This window comes from Deferrisoma palaeochoriense, from assembly GCF_054656955.1.
Window position 1 is genome coordinate 32768 of record NZ_BAAHXI010000005.1, and the last position, 18051, is coordinate 50818.

Genomic DNA, 18051 nt, shown 5'->3' on the forward strand with positions numbered 1-18051 from the left:
TTAGGGGTCTCGTGGCGCGAAACGCGACTGGCGCGCGGTTCTGTGCGCTCTTCCTCGCTTTGGGCTGGCTCGTGGCCGCGCCGACGGCGGGCGCCAAGGTGTACATCGACATCAACGCCCCGGCGCTTCGGCCCGTGCCGGTGGCCGTGCCCCTCCTGCGCAAGGAGGCCGGGGTGTCGGGCGAGCCCCACCGGGTGATCGCCGAGGTGCTCCGGTGGGACCTCGGGTTCGCGGGCCTGTTCGAGGTGGTGGACCCCCGGGCCTACCTGGAGGACCCCCAGAGGGCGCCTCTCCAGCCCGACGCGGCCGGATTTGCGGACTGGCTGGCCGTGGGGGCGGAACTCCTGATCAAGGGGCGGGTGGCCCCGGGGGAGGCGGGGCTCGCGGTGGACCTGTGGGCCTACGACGTGCTTCGCAGGAGCTTCATCCTGGGCCGGCACTACGAGGGGCCGGCCCAGGCGGCGCGGACCGTGGCCCATCGGTTCGCCAACACCCTGCTCGAGGAGTTCACCGGCACGCCGGGCCCGTTCGGATCCCGGGTCGCGTACGTGGTGGGGGCGGGGCGGGGCAAGGAGCTCGCCCTGGTGGACATGGACGGGGCGAACCCCGTGCGGCTGACCCGCACCGGGTCCCTTAATCTGAACCCGTCGTGGTCGAGGGACGGCGGATTCCTCTACTATACGTCCTACGTGTTGGGGGAGCCGGACCTCTACCTCCTGGATCTTTCGGACGGGCGCTCCTGGGTGGTGTCGCGGCGGGGGGGCATCGACCTCGGCGGCCGGGACTCGCCGGACGGCACCGAGATTCTGCTCACGCTCTCGGAGGACGGGAACTCCGAGATCTACCGCATGGACAAGGCCACCCGTCGACTCGTCCGGCTCACCCGCAGTCGGGCGATCGACGTGGCGCCGTCGTGGTCGCCCGACGGCCGGCAGGTGGTGTTCGTGTCGGACCGGATGGGGAATCCCCACATCTTCGTGATGAACCGCGACGGGGGGGATGTGCGCAGGCTTACCTACTCGGGCACCCACAACGGGGATCCCGAGTGGTCCCCCCGGGGGGACTGGATCGCGTACACGGGCAAGGACGACCGAGGCCGGTTCCAGGTGTATCTCGTGGACCCCCAAGGCCGGGAGGTCCGGCAGTTGACGTTTGGGGCCTGGGACACCTACGATCCCACCTGGTCGCCCGACGGGCGGTTCCTGGCCGTGACCTCGAACCGGGAGGGGGAGAAGGCCGTCTACGTATTCCGGGTCGGCGGCCAGGAGTTCCGCCGGATCACCCCCCGGGGCGAGGTGGCCGAGCAGCCGGCCTGGGGCCCGGCGGGGCCGTGACCGCGACCGTGCAAGGTTGAAACACGCCACGACGCCGCGAAGGCTGCCAGCGCGTGGCTTGTTGGCCTCCCGGCCACCGGGCCGGGCTGCGGTCCGCAGACACGAGCCGGTCGAGGCCGGGACGTTCGGAAGGACCTAGAGTGGGCGTCGGGTTGCCCGGTTTGCCGGGATAGGCTTCCCAGTATTCCGGCTTTCACGCATGTCTGCCGCTTTCCTGCCGTATGATGCGGGACGACGAAAAGGAGGATCGTGACATGGGTCGTACGACGCTGCGATGGGCTGTGGTGGGGATGATGCTGGCCGCGCTGGCCGTGGCTGGGTGCTCCAAGAAGCAGGTGCGCCAGGAGGGGGAGACGGCGGCCCCGGCCGCCAAGGTGACGCCGGTGGAGCCCGCTCCCGCACCGAAGCCGGTGGTACGCGAGACGCCGAAGCCCGCCCCCGCGCCCGAACCCCCGCCGGTGCGAACCGGCGCGGTGGAGCCGGCCCCCGAAAAGCCCGTGGAGGGGGCGGGGCTCGCCCGGGAGACCACCCCCGGGCTCGAGCGGATCCATTTCGACTTTGACAAGGCCGTGATCCGGCCCGACGCCCAGGAGGTGCTTCGCCGGAACGCGGAGTACCTGCAGCAAAACCCCGGGGTCCGCATCCGGATCGAAGGCCATTGCGACGAACGGGGGACCACGGAGTACAACCTGGCCCTCGGGGAGCGGCGGGCCAAGGCCGCGTTCCAGTACCTGATGGATCTCGGCATAGACCCCAACCGCATGAGCGTGGTGAGCTACGGCGAGGAGATGCCCCTCGATCCCCGCCACAACGAGGAGGCCTGGGCCAAGAACCGCCGGGCCGAGTTCGTGGAGGTGGAACGGTAGATGCCGGCTCTCTTCGGCCGGGGTGGTCGCGCGGGCAGGATCCTCGCGGGGGCCCTGCCCGCTCTCGCCCTCCTCGCGGTGTCCTGCGCGCAGATCCCCACCCGGGACGACGTGGCCCGGCAGGACGCCCGTTTCGCCGCCCTGGAGGAGCGGTTCCTCAGGCTCGAGCGGGCGCTGAGCGAGGCACGGGCCACCGAGGCGGCCCCCGCGGCGCCCGACTACGGGCCCCGGCTGGCCGAACTCGGCCAGCAGGTCGAGGCCCTGGACGCCCAGGTCCGGACCCTGCTCGGCCGCGTGGACGCCCTGGAGAAGCGGCCGGCCCCCGCGTTGCCCTCCGGCCGGCTGGAGGCTCTCGAGCGGCGGCTCGAGGAGCTCGGGAAGCGGGTGGCCGCGCTGGAGGCGAGGCCGGCCGCGGCCGCCCCGGCGGCCCCCGCCGCCAAGCCGGCCCCTGCGCCGGCCCCGGCGGTCGAGCCGCCGAAGCCGGGGGCGGCAAAGCCCGAGCCGCCCAAGCCCCAGGTCTCGGCCCAGGAGCTCTACGACAGGGCCTACGCCCTCTATAAGGAGGGGAAGCACGAGGAGGCCCGGGAGGCGTTCCAGCGCTTCATCGAGCTCTACCCCAAGAGCGACCTCACCGACAACGCCTACTTCTGGATCGGCGAGAGCTACTACGACCAGCGGGAGTTCGAGAAGGCGATCCTGGCGTACGACAAGGTGGTGCAGGAGTTCCCCCGGGGCGACAAGGTGCCGAGCGCCCTCCTCAAGCAGGCCTTCGCCTTTGACGCCATCGGCGACCCGGTGGACGCCCGCATCCTCCTCAAGAAGCTCCTCCGGGAGCACCCCTCGTCGGAGCAGGCCGCCATCGCCCGGAAGAAGCTGGAGATGCTGGGGGAGTGAGGGTGACGCCCCGTCGCCGTCACATCCTGGCTCGGCTTCAGGACGACGACCCCGGGGTGCGCCGGGCCGCCGCCGGGGCCCTGGACCGCCTGGACCTCCTGGAACGGCTCCCCCAGGCCGTTCAGGAGGCGGCCGCCGGGACGGTGGAGGACTGGGTGGCGCTCCTGCGGGCGCTCGAAGGGGTGCGCGACGAGCTGGGGCTCCGGTTCGCCGTGCGGGCCCTCGGGCACGGCGACGCCGGGGTGCGGGTCGCGGCCCTGCGGGTCGTGGAGGCCTACCGGGACTGGCGGGTGACCCCCCGGGTGGTGGAGCGCTTGGCCGACGAGGAGCCCCTCGTCCGGGTTCGGGCGGCCGAGGTCCTGGGGGACCTGGGGGACCGGAGGGCGGGCCCGGCCCTGGCCGAGCGGCTCGACGACCCGTCGCCGTCGGTGCGGGCGGCCGCGGCCCGGGCGCTGGGGCTCTTGGGGTTCCAGGCCGCCGAGGGACGACTCGTGGCCTTGGCGGCGGACGCGGACGCCGCGGTACGGGCCGCGGCCGTGGAGGCCCTGGGCCGGATCGGGTTCAGCGGCGAAGGCGGGCGAGAACCTCGTGGGCCCGGATCCCGTGGACCAGGGGGTCCACCCACCGAACCACCTCCCGGCCCGTGATCGGCCTCACGGCCTGCTCCCCCGGGGGGAGCGGCCGGCCCGAGGGATCGACCACGACGCACACCTCCCCCACCTCGCCGGCCTCGGTCAAACGGGTCACCACGCCCACCTCGCCCGTCGTGAGCCGAACCGCCGACCCTACCGGCACCGTGCCGATGGCTTTCCGGAACGCCTCCACCGCCTCCGGGTCGAAGTTCTTTCCCGAAAGCCACTGCACCTGGGACACCGCCTCAGGAAGCGGAAGGGGCCGGCTGTAGGGGCGGTGGGTCGTCATGGCGTCGTAGGCGTCCACCACCGTGACGATCGGGCTCAACCGGTCCCGCCGGTAGCCGGGGGGGCGGTCCGGATACCCGCCGCCGTCGTGGTGCATGTGGTGTTCGTAGACCAGCCGGGCGGCGCCGGGGGGAAGCCCGTCCATGGCTTCCAGGAGTTGACGGCCCAAGACGGGGTGGCGCCGCATGGCGGCCCACTCCGTCGGATCCAGGTGCCCGGGCTTCCGGACGATCTCGGCCGGGGTGCGGGTCTTCCCGATGTCGTGGAGGAGCGCTCCCACGCCCAGGCGCTCGGTCTCCTCTGTGCCGAGCCGCAGCTGCTGCCCCAGGGAGAGGGCCAGCAGGCACACGTTCACGCTGTGGTGGAAGGTGTACCGGTCGTAGCTCTTGAGGAGCGCGAGCCCCTGGGCCACCGCGGGGTCCTCCTCCAGGATGCCCATGAACTGCTGGACGCACCGGCAGGCCCGCTCCGGGTCGGGGATCCGCCCCTCCTGGGCCTCCCGGTAGGCGACCTCCAACGCGTCGAGCGCCTCGAAGTAGGTTCGCCGGCCCCGCTCCCACGGGCTGCCCTCGTCCACCTTGGTCAGCCGCACGTGGGGGCTCCTCCAGGGGGAGGGGTCGGAGCCGGTGAGCCAGGCGAGGAACCGCCCCACCTCCGCCCCGGTGGCCCCCGGCCCGATTTCCACGGCCTCGACGTCCCGGGCCGCGAGCCACCGGACCAGATCCCCGGCAACCGGATCCTCGGGGAGCCAGGACACGCCACCGCAAAGGAGGTGGGAAGGGGTCTTGGCGAGGAGCAAGGGTTCGCCGGGGGCGAGGGCCTCGGCCAGTTCCCCGTCGAGGGCCCGGAGGGCCCGCACGACCGCCTTGTGCCCCGGCGGGTAAAGGGTTTGGGCCTTGGCCGCGCCCACGAGGCTCCGCAGGAGGCGGTCGGCTTGGCCGGGCGTGAGTTTTTGGGTCATGACGCGGCTCCTCCGTCCCGGGCCGCGGCGAGCGCCCGGCGGGCGGCCGCCCGGAGCCGGGGGTTCCCCCCCTGGGCCACCCGCTCCAGGGCCGCCACCGCCTCCTCGCCGCCCAGATCTCCGAGCGCCTGGATCGCGGCCTCCTGGATCTCCTCCCAGCGGGACCTCCGAAACCAGGGGCGTTTGCGGACGACTCGGAGGAGCCGCGGCACCGACTCCCGGTGGCCGATCCGGCCCAGGGCCCGCAGCACCGCCGGCTTGAGGTCCCACTGGGGCGATCGCACCGGGATGCTGTCATAGAGTTTCCAGAGGGCGTCGGCCATCGCGGCCGACCGCCGGGCGGCCGCGGCCGAGATGGCCATGAGCCGCACCGAGGGGTCGGGGTCGGCAAGGAGTTCCCGGATCCGCTCCTCGGCTTCGGGCAACCGGGAACGGCCGAGCATCCGGGCGGCCTCGCGCCGGATCCGGGGGTCCGGATCGGTGCTTGCACGCAGCACCCCCTTCACGGCCTCGGGGGTGCCGATGCCGCCCAGGATCGTCACCATGTTCCGCACCACGTACCACCGCTGGTCCTCGAGCATCTTGAGGGCCACGGGGACCACCGGTTCCCCGATGCCCACCAGGATCTCCACCAGGCGGCGCCGCCCGAGGCGGCGCTTCTCGGCCACGAGGGCGTTCACAAGGGGTACCACGGCATGCCGGCCCAGGGCCCGGAGCACGTAGGCCCCGGCCTCGGCGTCGGCCTCGGAGGTTTCGCTGGCCACGCGCCCGATGAGCCAGTCGAGAAACTCCCCCCTGAGGAGCATCCGGATGGTGTCGAGCAGGTAGTCGCGCCGGACCTCGTCCCCCAGGGCATCCATGCCCTGGGCCTCCCGGAAGAGGAAAAGGACCACGTCGTAGGCCTCGCGAAACCGCTGCATCTCGGTGTAGTCGCCCACGAACCGGGCCACCTCCTCGAGGACCGCCAGAAACCCCGGCACGCTCTCTTCCTGGCCGAGCCGCATGAGGAGGTCGAACACCCGCTTCTCCCGGGGGCCCCGTTTGCCGAGCGCCCCCCACCGCGCCTGGAGGGCCGGGTCGGCCAGGGCCTGGGGCACGCGGTCGGGCGGCAGGGCCTCCCCCCAGGCTTTGGGCCTCCGGGGGTGGGGCTGTTTCGGGGCGGCAACCGCCTGGGCCGCAGCGATCTCCAGATGGGAGGCGTAGGGGCTTCGAGCCCAGAGGGTCGCGAGACCCCCCTGGGGGGCCAGCGTGTCGGGGCTCGCCGCCAGAAGGTCCACGAGGTAGGCGAAGGCATCCCTGGAACACGGCCGGAGCGCGCGCAGTCCGCGAAGCCCGTGCCGGCCCCACAGCCGCGCCAGGCCCGTGACCGCCGGGTTTCGGGCGCCCACGGGCTCGTCGCCGAGCCAGAGTTTCCCGTCCCGAAACGCGAGCCCGGGTTCGGCCCAGCGGTAGTCCTCCTCGGCCTCGCGCCACGCCCGGTACGCCTGGTCGAGGATCCCGGCGAGCTGGGGGTGGCCCTGGGGGTAGAACTGCCGCGCCGTCACGGCCCGGTGGAGGCCCGTGAGGGCCGCCTCGATCTTGGCCGTGGGAAGGATGAGCCGGTTGTCGGCGGCGAGAGTGGGTTCCATGCAGTTCGGCTTTCTTGTTCGGATTTTTGGCCCTGTGCTACAGTGCGCAGCGGGCGAAGCGTTTACCCTTCCCGGCCCTGTTTCCACGGGGCCGGGTTTTCCCCCTTTCCCGGAACGGTACCCTTCCCATGGGCAAAGCGGCCCGCTGGTGTCTCGTTGCCGCGGCAGTCCTCGGCATCCTTGGGGGCGCCGCGGGGCTTTTCTTGCGGCAGGTCCTCACCGATCTCCCCGACGCGACCTCCCTGCGGCGGTATCGGCCTCCCCTGACGACCACGGTCTGGAGCCGGGACGGCGTGCTCCTGGCCGAGTTCTATCAGGAACGGCGCAAGCTGGTCCAGGTGGAGGACCTGCCCCCCCACGTCGTCCGGGCGTTCCTAGCGGCCGAGGACAGCTCGTTTTACTCCCACGAAGGGGTCGACCTCCCCGGCATCCTGCGAGCCGCCTGGACCAACCTGCGGGCCGGCCGCGTGGTGCAGGGTGGAAGCACGATCACCCAGCAGGTGGCGAAGTCGCTCCTTCTGAGCCCCGAGCGAAGCCTCCAGCGCAAGATCCGGGAGGCGGTGCTGGCCGTGCGGATCGAACGGGACCTCACGAAGGACGAGATCCTCCGGCTCTACCTCAACCAGATCTACCTGGGCCACGGCGCCTACGGGGTGGAATCGGCCGCTGAGGTATATTTCGGCATTTCGGCGAAAGAGTTGAGCCTCGCCCAGGCCGCCTTGCTGGCCGGGTTGCCCCAGGCGCCGAGCCGGTACGACCCCTACCGCCACCCGGAGCGGGCCTTGGAGCGGCGCCGGTACGTGCTGGGCCGGATGGCGGAGGAGGGGTGGATCACGCCGGAGGCGCAGGCGGCCGCGGCCGAGGAACCGCTTGGGCTGGCGGGATACGAGAACCCTTTCGGCCGGGTGGCCCCCCACTATGCGGAGTACGTTCGCCGGTTGCTGGTGGAGCGGTACGGGGAGACCGCCGTGCTGCGGGGCGGGCTCACCGTGGTGACGGCCCTGGACACGCGCCTCCAGGCCGCGGCCCAGGAGGCGCTCCGCCGGGGGCTCGAGGCGGTGGACCGGCGGGGTGGGTTCCGCGGGCCGGTGGGCCACCGGGATCCGGGCGATCCGGGGCCGTTTGGGGAAGGCCCGGCTCCTGTCCCCGGGAGCCGGGTCCAGGGCCTCGTGGCGGAGGTGTCGGAGAAGGGGGCCGCGGTGCTCGTGGGGGGACTCAGGGTCCCGATGCCCGCCGAAACCATGGGGTGGGCCCTCCGCCGCGGCAAGGGGCCCACGGATCTGCTCCGACCCGGCGATGTCGTCTGGTGCGACATCGAGGACGACGGGGCCGGGGGGCTTGCGGCCCATCTGGCCCAGGAGCCCGAGGTGGAAGGGGCGCTTGTGTGCCTCGACCCCCATACGGGCGAGGTGCTGGCCCTGGTGGGGGGGTACGACTTCCGGCGGAGCCAGTTCAACCGGGCCGTTCAGGCCCGGCGCCAGCCCGGTTCGGCGCTGAAACCGCTCCTCTACACGGCCGCCCTGGCCAAGGGCTACACCCCGGCCACCCTGGTGTACGACACCCCGGTGGTGTTCGAGTCGCCCGACCTCCCGGAGAAATGGAAGCCGCACAACTACACCGAGCGGTTCTACGGCGCCACGACCCTTCGCGAAGCGCTCGTGCGTTCGCGAAACGTGGTCACGGTGAAGGTGCTCCAGGACATCGGGGTGGGGTACGGGGTGTCCTTCCTGAAGCGCTTGGGCCTTCGGGCCGAGATCCCGGCCGACCTCTCGGTGGCGCTGGGGTCCCCGGCCGTGAGCCCGCTGGACCTTGCCGCCGTGTACACCGCGTTCCCCTCGGGAGGCGTCCGGCACGACCCGGTGTTCCTGCTCCGGGTGGAGGACCGGGACGGCAACGTGCTCGAGGCCTTCGAAGAGCCCGCAGGCGACCCCGTAATGGATCCGGCTTTGGCCTACGTGATGACCGACATGATGCGGGGCGTGGTGCGGGAGGGCACCGGGCGGGCGGTCCGGGCGCTGGGCCGGCCGGCCGCCGGAAAAACCGGCACCACCAACGACTACCGGGACGCCTGGTTCGTGGGGTTCACCCCGGACCTCCTGGCGGTGGTCTGGGTGGGGTACGACGACAACCGAAGCCTTGGCCGTAAGGAAACCGGGGGTCGGGCTGCGGCGCCCATATGGCTCGGCTTCATGCGGGAGGCGCTCCGGGGCCGGCCGAAGGCCGATTTCCCGGTACCCCAGGGCGTGGAGTTTGCAAGGGTCGACGCGGAAACCGGAAAGCTGGCCGGCCCCGGCTCCCGAAAGACGTTTACGGCCGCGTTCGTGAAGGGCACGGTCCCCGAGGCCCCGCCTGCGGCCGCGCCCCGCGAGGAGCCGGAACACGCCGTTCCCGTGGGCCGCGCGGTGGACCCCCGCGATCCGGCGGCCCTGGAGCTTCTGCGATGAACAATCCCCAGCCCCTGACCGATCGTCACCGCCGCCGCATCAACTACCTGCGGATCTCGGTGACCGACCGGTGCAACCTGCGGTGCCGGTACTGCATGCCCGAGGAAGGGGTGCCGTCGCTGCGGCACGAGGACGTGCTGTCCTACGAGGAGTTCCTGCGGGTGGCCCGCGTGGCCGTGCGGCTGGGGATCGAAAAGATCCGCGTCACCGGGGGAGAACCCCTGGTCCGCAGGGGGATCGAGGACTTCCTGGGACGGCTCTCGGCCCTGGAGGGCCTGAGGGATCTGGCGCTCACGACGAACGGGGTGCTCCTGGCGGAACGGGTGGAGGCCCTCCAACGGGCCGGCCTGCGCCGCGTGAACGTGAGCCTGGACACCCTCCGGCCCGACCGGTTCGAGCACATCGCCCGGCGGCCGGGGTTGGAACGGGTGCTCGCCGGCATCCGGGCGGCACGGGATGCGGGGCTTCGGCCGGTCAAGGTGAACGTGGTGGCCATGCGGGGGGTGAACGACGACGAGATCCTCGATTTCGCGGCCTTCGCCCGGGACGAGGGGGTGGAGGTCCGGTTCATCGAGTTCATGCCGGCCGGGGCCGACTGGGAGGAGGCGCGGGTCGTTCCGGCCCGGGAGATCCTGGGGGTGCTCTCGACCCTGGGCCCCCTCGTGCCCCGGGCCAACGGCTCCCACGGCGGGCCGAGCCGGGTGTTCGAGCTTCCCGGCGGCGGCACCGTGGGCGTCATCAGCCCCCTGAGCGATCACTTCTGCGGCTCGTGCAACCGCATGCGGATCACGGCCGAGGGGAAGCTGCGCACCTGCCTCTTTTCCCGGAACGAGATCGACCTCAAACCCGTGCTCCGCTCGGGCGCGGACGACGCCGAGCTCGCCCGGGTGCTCCGGGACGCCGTCTCGGCCAAGCCGCCGGGCCACGGCATCGCGGCCGCCCCCGACGGCCCCCGGGACCGTCCCCTTATGCACAAGGTGGGGGGGTAAGGGGTAGCGTTTCTCTGCATAACCGGGGTTGATCTTGCGCCGTGGCCGCCGGGGAGGCTTTAATGGGGGCATGCCTCGCGATTCCCACGAGCCACAGAACGGACTCTTGGCGCAGTACCGGAGGGCTCTGGTTGCCCTGAACGACATGAATATCGCCCTTCACACGGCGAGGAGCATGGACGAACTGCTCCATGTCCTCGTGGTGAAGGCCTTCGAGGGCCTCGGGTTCGACCGGGGCCTCATCTATCTCCGCGAAGGCAGTTATCTGCGGGTGGCGGCAGCGATCGATCTCATCCGGATGGAACACGGGGGGGTGATCCACCGCCGTATCGGGTACGATCTCACCCGGGAAACCGCCATCGAAATCGACGCGCTGCGCACGGCCAAGTTAGTCCACGTACGCGACGCGCGTTCCAACCCCCGCGTCTCCCCCAAGTTTCGCTACGCCACCTCCTCGACCCCGGAATACTGCGCGGTTCCGATCCTCGGACGCGAGGATGCGATCGGGGTGCTCACGATCGACAAGTTCTATTCCGGGGAGGAAATCACGGAGACGGAGAAGTTTTTTCTCGAGATCTTTGCCCGCCACATCGGGGTGGCGATTGAATCGCTCCGGGCTAGCCGGGAACTGGAAAGCCAGGTCGAGGAGAAAAGCCGGGAAATCCGACGGCTGCAACTCTTCCTGGAAGCGGTGTTCCGGAACATCCCGGCGGCGGTGCTCACGATGGACGCCAAGGGGAGGCTCACGGCGGCAAATCCGGCCGCGCTGGGGGCGTGGGGCCTTCCGGAACTCGGTGTGCCACGGGCGGAGGAGAGCCTGCCGGCGGAGGTGCGGGAGGCTGTGCGCCCGCTGTTGCGGTGGATGCGGGAGGGGCTCGGGGGGACGTTCGTCTCGGATCGGACGGTGCGCATCGGCCCGGACCGGATGTACTCGGTCTCTACGGCGCCCCTCCGGGACGCCTCGGGCCACCGGGTCGGAGTGGTGTGCATCGCGGCCGACGTGACGGAGAAGGAGCGGATTCAGCAAACCCTCCAGCGCATGGCGCGCCTGAGCGCGTTGGGAACCCTGGCGGCCGGGGTGGCTCACGAGATTCGCAACCCCCTGGCCGGGATCAGCGGACTGGTCCAGATTCTGCAGAGTCGGGTCCAGGACCTAGACCCGAGAAACCGGCTGATCGAGAAGGTGATCGAGGAGATCGACCGGCTCAACGGGATCGTGCGGGACCTTCTTCGTTTTTCCAAACCCGGGGGCACCGGTAAGGGGCCCGTGGTTCCCGCGGAACTCTATGAGCGTGTCCTGCTGCTCTGTCGCAAAGACTTGGAAAGCCGAAAAATCTGGGTGCGGCGAGAGTGGGCCTGGTGCCCTCCGGTTTTCGGAGACGCGGCGGCGGTGCAGCAGGCCCTTCTCAATCTGGTGATCAACGCGGCCCAGGCCATGCGCGGCGGGGGCACCCTGACGCTCGGGGTCGCCCCGTCGGACCGCGGGGCGGACGACGTGGACGGGTTGTGGCGGTGGATCCGGGACGGGATGCCCGACTCCAGGTCCGCGCGGAGCGTGGTGTTCTGGGTGCGGGACACGGGGGAGGGAATGCCGCCCGACGTGCTCGCCCAGGTGTTTCACCCGTTTTTCACCACGCGCCGGGAAGGGACCGGTTTGGGGCTGTACCTGGTGCATCGTATCGCCGAGGACCATGGGGGCGTTGTGCTCGTGGACAGCCAGGAGGGAAGGGGGACGGTGTTCTATCTGGCGCTGCCGGCGGCGGGGGGTGGAGCTTGAGCGAGCGAACGATCCTCGTGATCGATGACGAGGAATCGATCCGGATGACCCTGGACGAGGCCTTCCGGGCAGCGGGACATCGGGTGTTGGCGGCGGCGACCGCCCGCCAGGCCCGCCGAATCCTACGACGGGAGGGGGTGGATGCGGTCGTCCAGGACCTCATGCTGCCCGACTGCGCGGGATTGGATCTGTTGGACTGGATCCGATCGGCCGCGCCGGAGGTCCCGGTGATCCTCATCACCGCGTACGGGACGGTGCGCACGGCGGTCAACGCCGTCAAACGCGGGGCGTACGATTTCGTCGAAAAGCCCTTCGACGTGGAACACTTGACGCTGGTTGTGGATCGGGCCCTCGAAACCCGGTGCCTGACCGAGCGGGTCGGACAGTTCGAGAGAACCCTGGCCGCTTCCTTTGACCCCGATGGGGTGGTGTGCCAGAGCCCGGCCATGAGGGAGGTGATGGACCAGGCGCGGCGGGTTGCGGCGAGCCCGACCGCGACGGTTTTGATCACGGGGGAGACCGGGGTCGGCAAGGAGGTCGTGGGCCGGGCCATCCACTTTCTCGGGCCCCGCAGGAAGCACCCGTTGTTTGAGGTGAACTGCGCCGCTCTACCGGCCCACCTCCTGGAATCCGAGTTTTTCGGTCACGTGAAGGGCGCGTTCACGGGAGCGGACACGGGCCGTAAGGGGATTTTGGAGGAGGCGCACGGGAGCACCCTGCTTCTCGACGAGATCGGGGAGATGCCCCTCGATCTCCAGGCCAAGCTCTTGCGGTTCCTGGAAGACCGCACGGTTCGCCGCATCGGCGAAACGAGGGGGCGCCGGGTGGACGTCAGGATCGTTGCGATGACCAACCGGGACCTGGAAAAGGAGGCAGCGGCCGGGCGGTTCCGTCGAGATCTGTACTACCGGCTCCACGTGGTCCCGATCCACGTGCCGCCCCTGCGCGAGCGGCCCGGGGACGTGGTGCCCCTGTTCCGGCTTTTCCTCCGTGCCACGGCCGTCTCCCTGGGGCGCTCCACCCCCGATGTGTCCCCCGAGGTAGAGGATCGGTTGCGGGCGCATTCGTGGCCGGGGAACGTGCGGGAACTGCGGAATCTCACCGAACGAATTCTCCTTTTGGAGGATGTGGGGGACCGGGTCGAGGCGCGACACCTCCCCCCAGAGCTCTCGGACTCGGTCCCGCCCGCCCGGAGGACCGACACGGCGCAGATCCCCCGGTTTGCCGAGGCCCACGACGCGCTGTCCCGGGAGTTGATCCAACGGGCCCTGCGCGAGGCCCCGAGTCTGGCCGCGGCCGCCCGCCTGCTCGGCATCGACCGGGCGACATTTCGATACCACGCTCGGCGCCTCGGCATCTCCTACCGCGGAGGCGGGGAGAATTCCCCGCATGGGGAGAACGTCCCAGGGTAGAGGGCAGCGAACCCCGGAGCCGAGGGGGGCCGCCCATCGGTGGGTGCGTGGTGTCGGCGGCGGGCCGCGTGCCTTGGCGTGCTCCAAACGCCGGCGGTTCGAACCGCCCTCCCCCGGCCTGCCCGACGCCCTTTCCGCTGCCGATGGCAGGCTCCGACCCCGTAGGGACCGGCGCCCATGTGACGTCTCTCTCTTCTCTTTGCCCACGTCCCCGTGCCTCTCCCCCGGGATGCACCACCTCCAATGGGAACGCTACTTGCTTTGTGCCGTCCCGTGGGAGGGCGCTGTGATGAACCCGTGGGAAAGGAGGCAGACATGGCGCTGGAAGACGTCTACCGCGCGGTCATGGAATTCCGTGAGGACGAGATCGCCGGGTTGGTCCAAGCGGAACTCGAGGCCGGCCGTCCCGTGTCGGAGGTCCTCAACCGGGGCCTGATCGCGGCGATGGACGAGTGGGGGAGGCGATTCGGTGCCGGAGAGGCGTTCGTGCCGGAATTGCTCATGGCGGCCCAGACCATGAAGGCGGGGCTCGAGGTGCTGCGCCCCGTTCTGGCCGCCGGAGACGTGGAACCCCAGGGCACGGTCGTGATCGGCACGGTGAAGGGGGATCTTCACGACATTGGAAAGAATCTCGTGGCGATGATGCTGGAGGGGGCCGGGTTCCGGGTGCTCAACCTCGGAGTCGACGTTGCGCCCGAGCGGTTCCTCGAGGCCGCCTCGGAGGCCAAAGCCGATATCGTCTGCATGTCGGCCCTGCTCACGACCACCATGCCCCAAATGGAAGCCACGGTCCAACTGATCCGCGAGCGGGGACTACCGTTCAAGACGATGGTGGGCGGCGCCCCGGTCACCCCGGAGTTTGCGCAGCGAATCGGCGCGGACGGCTACAGCGATGATGCTCCCGGGGCGGTGGCACTGGCGCGACGGTTGCTTGGTCTGGCGGCGTAGGAGGAGATCCGAATGCTGATCGTCGGAGAACTGATCAACGCAAGTCGGAAACCCGTGGCGGAGGCGATCCGAACCCGTGACGCGGAAGCGATCGGCGAGTTGGCCAGGGGCCAGGTGGAGGCCGGCGCCGCCTACGTCGACGTGAACGCCGGGGTGTTTGTGGGGGAAGAACCCGAGCACCTGTGTTGGCTCGTGCAGACGGTGCAGGAGGCGGTCGGCGCGCCGTGCTGCATCGACAGCCCTGATCCCCGGGCTGTGGAGCAGGCGTTGGCCGTTCACTCCGGCCCCGCCATGGTGAACTCCATCAGCCTCGAGCAAGCCCGGTTCGAGGCCTTGCTGCCCGTCGTTCGGGGGACGGACCTCAAGCTCGTCGCGCTTTGCATGGACGACGAAGGCATGCCCGAAACGGCGGACCAGAGGATCAGGGTGGCCGACCGCCTGGTGAATCGCCTGGTCCAAAACGGTTTGCGCCCAGAGAACCTATATGTGGATCCCCTGGTGCAGCCGGTTTCCACGAACCATTCCTTTGGACAGGAGTTCCTCAAGGCTGTGGCTGGAATCCGGGAAGCGCTCCCGGATGTCCACCTGATCTGCGGGTTGTCGAACGTATCGTACGGCCTGCCCCACCGCCGTCTTCTCAACCGTGTGTTCGCGGCTCTCGCGGTGGGAAGCGGGCTCGACGCGCTGATTATCGACCCCCTGGACGAGGCCCTCATGGCGGTCCTGACCGCGGCCCAGGCGCTCCTGGGGGCGGATCCGTACTGCATGGGGTACTTGAAGGCCTATCGGGCCGGCCGATTGGCGGGCTAGGAAGGGAGCCGGCCCGGGGGGAAGGGTGGCCCCGACGCGCGGGAGAGTGACGATGTTCATTGACGGAACCTGGAGGAAGCAGGGGACGGGTGGCGAGCTCGTGTCCACGGACCCTGCCACGGGCGAGCCGCTGGGGAGCGTTCCCGCAGGAGGCAGTGCGGAGGCTCGGGAGGCGGTGGACGCGGCCCAGCGTGCGTTTGGGCCGTGGGCGGTGCTGTCGGCCCACGAGCGGGCCGACGTGCTTTACCGCGCCTACCGGCTCATGGTGGACCGGAGCGAGGCCCTCGCCCGTCTCATGAGCCGCGAGCAGGGAAAACCGCTGCGGGCGGCCCGCAACGAGGTGGGGTACGCGGCGGATTTTCTCTTGTGGTTCGCGGAAGAGGCCAAACGGGCCTACGGTAGGGTGATCCCTTCGCCGAGAGCCGGCCAGCGATTCCTCGCGTTACGTCAGCCGGTGGGCGTGGTGGCGGCCATCACGCCGTGGAACTACCCGGTCTCCATGATCACGAGAAAGGTAGCGCCGGCCTTGGCGGCGGGATGCACGGTGGTTCTCAAACCGGCCGAGCAGACCCCGCTGTGCGCCGTGGAGGTTTTCCGGATCCTGGAGGAGGCGGGCGTTCCGCCGGGGGTGGCCAACCTGGTGACGGCGTCCGATCCCGTGCCGGTGGCCCATGCGTGGCTGGACGACCCGAGGGTGCGCAAGGTCACGTTCACCGGCAGTACCGAGGTGGGGAAGGCCATCGCCCGTCGGGCCGCCGGCGGGGTGAAGCGGGTGAGCCTGGAACTCGGGGGGCATGCCCCGTTCGTGGTGTTTGGAGACGTGGACCCCGCATACGCGGCCAAAGGGGTCAGTCTCGTGAAATTCCTCAACACCGGACAGGCGTGCATCTGCCCGAACCGAATTCTGGTCCAGCGCGAGGTGGCGGAACCCTTTCTCGAGGCCCTGGCCGCTCGGGTGGACCGGTTGCGGGCCGGACACGGGTTGGAGGAAGGGACCACCATCGGGCCCCTGGTGGACGAGGCGGCGATCGAGAAGGTGCACCGACATGTGACCGATGCCGTCGACAAAGGCGCCCGGTTGGTGCGGGGCGGCCGACGGCTCCTCGACCCGCCCCTGGACCGGGGGTGTTTCTACGCGCCCACCGTGCTTGCAGACGTGGGACCGGACACCCTGGTGTGGCGGGAGGAGACCTTCGGTCCGGTTGCCCCGGTGACCCCGTTCCGCGACGAGGACGAGGCGTTGTCCCTCGCCAACGACACCCATTACGGACTCGCGGCGTATGTGTACACCCGCGATCTGTCTCGGGCTTTGCGCATGGCAGAAGGGCTACGGTTTGGGATCGTGGGCGTGAACGACATCAACCCTACGGCGGCCTGTGCTCCGTTTGGCGGGGTAAAGGAAAGCGGCCTGGGGCGGGAAGGGGGATCGGAGGGGCTGGACGAGTACCTGGACACCAAATTGGTCGGCATCGCCCTCTGACGCGCAGCCGGAAAGACGGCACGCCGTACGAAGAAGGGTCCCCACGGGGGCCCTTCTTTTTTTGGGGCGGGGGTCTGGGGAAATTTCCCCGGCTGGGGAAATTTGCACCTGTGTTTGGGCGGAGCTCCGTTGAGGTATGCCTTCCCGGCAAAGCAGTTGTGCCGACAAGTGCGCTGGCATGGAGGTTGCTTTGGCAGGAGGACAAAACAAGATTCTACTTCCAGGAGGTGCCCATGGGCTTTAAACGGTACTGGATCGAGGAGTTCGAAACCATGGACCGAGCTGCCCTGGAAAAGTGGCAACTCGACCAGCTCAAACAACATCTCGCGTTTGCCTACGCCAACGCCCCGTACTACCGGGAGGCCTTCGACCGGGCCGGAGTGCGGCCGTCGGATCTCAAAGGGCTACCGGACCTTGGGCGGTTCCCGTTCACCAACAAGAAGATCGAGCGCGATCGGCAGGTGGCCCACCCGGACCTGGGCGACATGGTCGCCGTGCCGGAGGAGGAGATCGTGTTCGTGGCGGCATCGAGTGGCTCCACAGGAGTCCCGACCCTGAGCCCGTTCACCCGCCAGGATTTCGAGGAATTTCAGGACGTGCAGGCCCGGTTGTTCTGGGCCGCCGGCATGCGCCCGACAGACCGGTACGTTCACGCCCTGAACTTCACGTTGTTCGTGGGCGGTCCGGACGTCATCGGGGCCCAGAAACTGGGAGCCCTGTGCATCTGGGCCGGCGCGATCCCGTCCGACCGGCTTCTGTTCATCCTCAAAGAGTTCAAACCCACCGTCACTTGGACCACCCCGTCCTACGCCTGGTACCTCGGGGAGACGGCCCGAAAGCAAGGCATCGATCCCGCCCGTGACCTCGCCATCCGCCGGATCATCGTGGCCGGGGAGCCGGGAGGGTCCATCCCGGCCACCCGCAACGCCATCGAGGAACTCTGGGACGCCGAGGTCTACGACTTCTACGGGCTGTCCGACATCTTCGGGGCCAACGCCGGGATGTGTGAGGCCAAGGACGGCCTCCACGTGGCGGAGGACCATACCCTGATCGAGGTGCTCGACCCGGAGACCCACGAGCCGGTGCCCGAGGGGGAGATGGGCGAACTGGTCCTGACCACGCTTCGAAAACGCGCCCGTCCCATGATCCGGTTCCGCACCGGTGACATCGTCAAATGCGTCAAGGAACGCTGCTCGTGCGGGAGGACCCTGGCCCGGATCTACATCCACGGGCGCATCGATGACATGTTCATCGTCTCCGGGGTGAACGTGTTCCCCAGCGACATCGAGTACGTGGTGCGAAACGTCGACGGCATCACGGGCGAGTACCGGATCGTCGTCTACACGGAGGAGCACCTGACCCGGTTCGACGTCGAGGTGGAGAGGGACCCCGCCGCCGGCAGGCCCGAGCCGGAGATCGCCGCCGAGATCTCGGAACGGGTCAAGGTTCGCACGGGGGTACGTCCCCGGCGGGTGAAGGTGCTCGAGGAGGGAGCGATTCCCCGCGCCACCCACAAGGCGAAACGGCTCGTGGACCTGCGAAAGTCCAACGGATAGCGCCGGCCTCCGGCCGGCCCCAAACGAGGAGG

General features: G+C 69.9%; 14 protein-coding genes. 12 read left to right on the forward strand and 2 right to left on the reverse strand.

The genetic code is table 11. The annotated features are described in order from the left end of the window. Window positions 1-11 precede the first annotated feature (11 nt). From tolB to ACYQ8L_RS02630, 4 genes are all read left to right on the forward strand, one after another. Window positions 12-1334, forward strand: coding sequence for a Tol-Pal system beta propeller repeat protein TolB (gene tolB / locus ACYQ8L_RS02615; protein ID WP_459940207.1), 1323 nt, complete (start codon window positions 12-14; stop codon window positions 1332-1334). Between the two features lie 254 nt (window positions 1335-1588). Beyond that, a complete protein-coding gene (gene pal, locus ACYQ8L_RS02620; RefSeq protein WP_459940208.1) occupies window positions 1589-2200 on the forward strand; it encodes a peptidoglycan-associated lipoprotein Pal in 612 nt (203 codons plus the stop codon). Next, window positions 2201-3094 carry a tol-pal system protein YbgF gene (ybgF, locus tag ACYQ8L_RS02625; protein WP_459940209.1) on the forward strand — a complete coding sequence of 298 codons (894 nt, stop codon included), beginning with the start codon at window positions 2201-2203 and terminating at the stop codon, window positions 3092-3094. A gap of 2 nt (window positions 3095-3096) precedes the next feature. Continuing rightward, a complete protein-coding gene (locus tag ACYQ8L_RS02630) occupies window positions 3097-3741 on the forward strand; it encodes a HEAT repeat domain-containing protein (protein ID WP_459940210.1) in 645 nt (214 codons plus the stop codon). Here ACYQ8L_RS02630 and ACYQ8L_RS02635 read toward each other — a convergent pair. Both ACYQ8L_RS02635 and ACYQ8L_RS02640 read right to left on the reverse strand, forming a co-directional pair. Next, window positions 3656-4975, reverse strand: a complete 1320-nt coding sequence (locus tag ACYQ8L_RS02635; protein WP_459940211.1) for an HD-GYP domain-containing protein — start codon at window positions 4973-4975, stop codon at window positions 3656-3658. The two genes, ACYQ8L_RS02630 and ACYQ8L_RS02635, sit on opposite strands and share 86 nt — an antisense overlap. After that, complete coding sequence (locus tag ACYQ8L_RS02640; RefSeq protein WP_459940212.1) at window positions 4972-6603, reverse strand: HEAT repeat domain-containing protein; 1632 nt, start codon at window positions 6601-6603, stop codon at window positions 4972-4974. The genes ACYQ8L_RS02635 and ACYQ8L_RS02640 overlap by 4 nt, the downstream gene beginning before the upstream one ends. Before the next feature lie 128 nt (window positions 6604-6731). Between ACYQ8L_RS02640 and ACYQ8L_RS02645 the strand changes: the two genes are divergently transcribed. The 8 genes from ACYQ8L_RS02645 (at window position 6732) to ACYQ8L_RS02680 (ending at window position 18019) form a co-directional block, all read left to right on the forward strand. Then, window positions 6732-9047, forward strand: a complete 2316-nt coding sequence (locus ACYQ8L_RS02645; RefSeq protein WP_459940213.1) for a penicillin-binding protein 1A — start codon at window positions 6732-6734, stop codon at window positions 9045-9047. After that, window positions 9044-10036: a GTP 3',8-cyclase MoaA gene (moaA, locus tag ACYQ8L_RS02650; protein WP_459940214.1), complete on the forward strand. Its 993-nt coding sequence runs from the start codon at window positions 9044-9046 to the stop codon at window positions 10034-10036. The genes ACYQ8L_RS02645 and moaA overlap by 4 nt, the downstream gene beginning before the upstream one ends. A gap of 175 nt (window positions 10037-10211) precedes the next feature. Continuing rightward, window positions 10212-11813 carry an ATP-binding protein gene (locus ACYQ8L_RS02655; protein ID WP_459940215.1) on the forward strand — a complete coding sequence of 534 codons (1602 nt, stop codon included), beginning with the start codon at window positions 10212-10214 and terminating at the stop codon, window positions 11811-11813. Further along, window positions 11810-13225, forward strand: coding sequence for a sigma-54-dependent transcriptional regulator (locus tag ACYQ8L_RS02660; protein WP_459940216.1), 1416 nt, complete (start codon window positions 11810-11812; stop codon window positions 13223-13225). The genes ACYQ8L_RS02655 and ACYQ8L_RS02660 overlap by 4 nt, the downstream gene beginning before the upstream one ends. Window positions 13226-13540: 315 nt before the next feature. Continuing rightward, the gene (locus tag ACYQ8L_RS02665; RefSeq protein WP_459940217.1) at window positions 13541-14173 is read left to right on the forward strand and encodes a corrinoid protein; all 633 of its coding nucleotides are present in this window, start codon (window positions 13541-13543) and stop codon (window positions 14171-14173) included. Between the two features lie 12 nt (window positions 14174-14185). Beyond that, window positions 14186-14983: a methyltetrahydrofolate cobalamin methyltransferase gene (locus ACYQ8L_RS02670; protein WP_459940218.1), complete on the forward strand. Its 798-nt coding sequence runs from the start codon at window positions 14186-14188 to the stop codon at window positions 14981-14983. 52 nt (window positions 14984-15035) lie between these two features. After that, complete coding sequence (locus ACYQ8L_RS02675; protein WP_459940219.1) at window positions 15036-16463, forward strand: NAD-dependent succinate-semialdehyde dehydrogenase; 1428 nt, start codon at window positions 15036-15038, stop codon at window positions 16461-16463. 233 nt (window positions 16464-16696) lie between these two features. Then, window positions 16697-18019, forward strand: coding sequence for a phenylacetate--CoA ligase family protein (locus ACYQ8L_RS02680; protein WP_459940220.1), 1323 nt, complete (start codon window positions 16697-16699; stop codon window positions 18017-18019). Window positions 18020-18051: the final 32 nt, after the last annotated feature.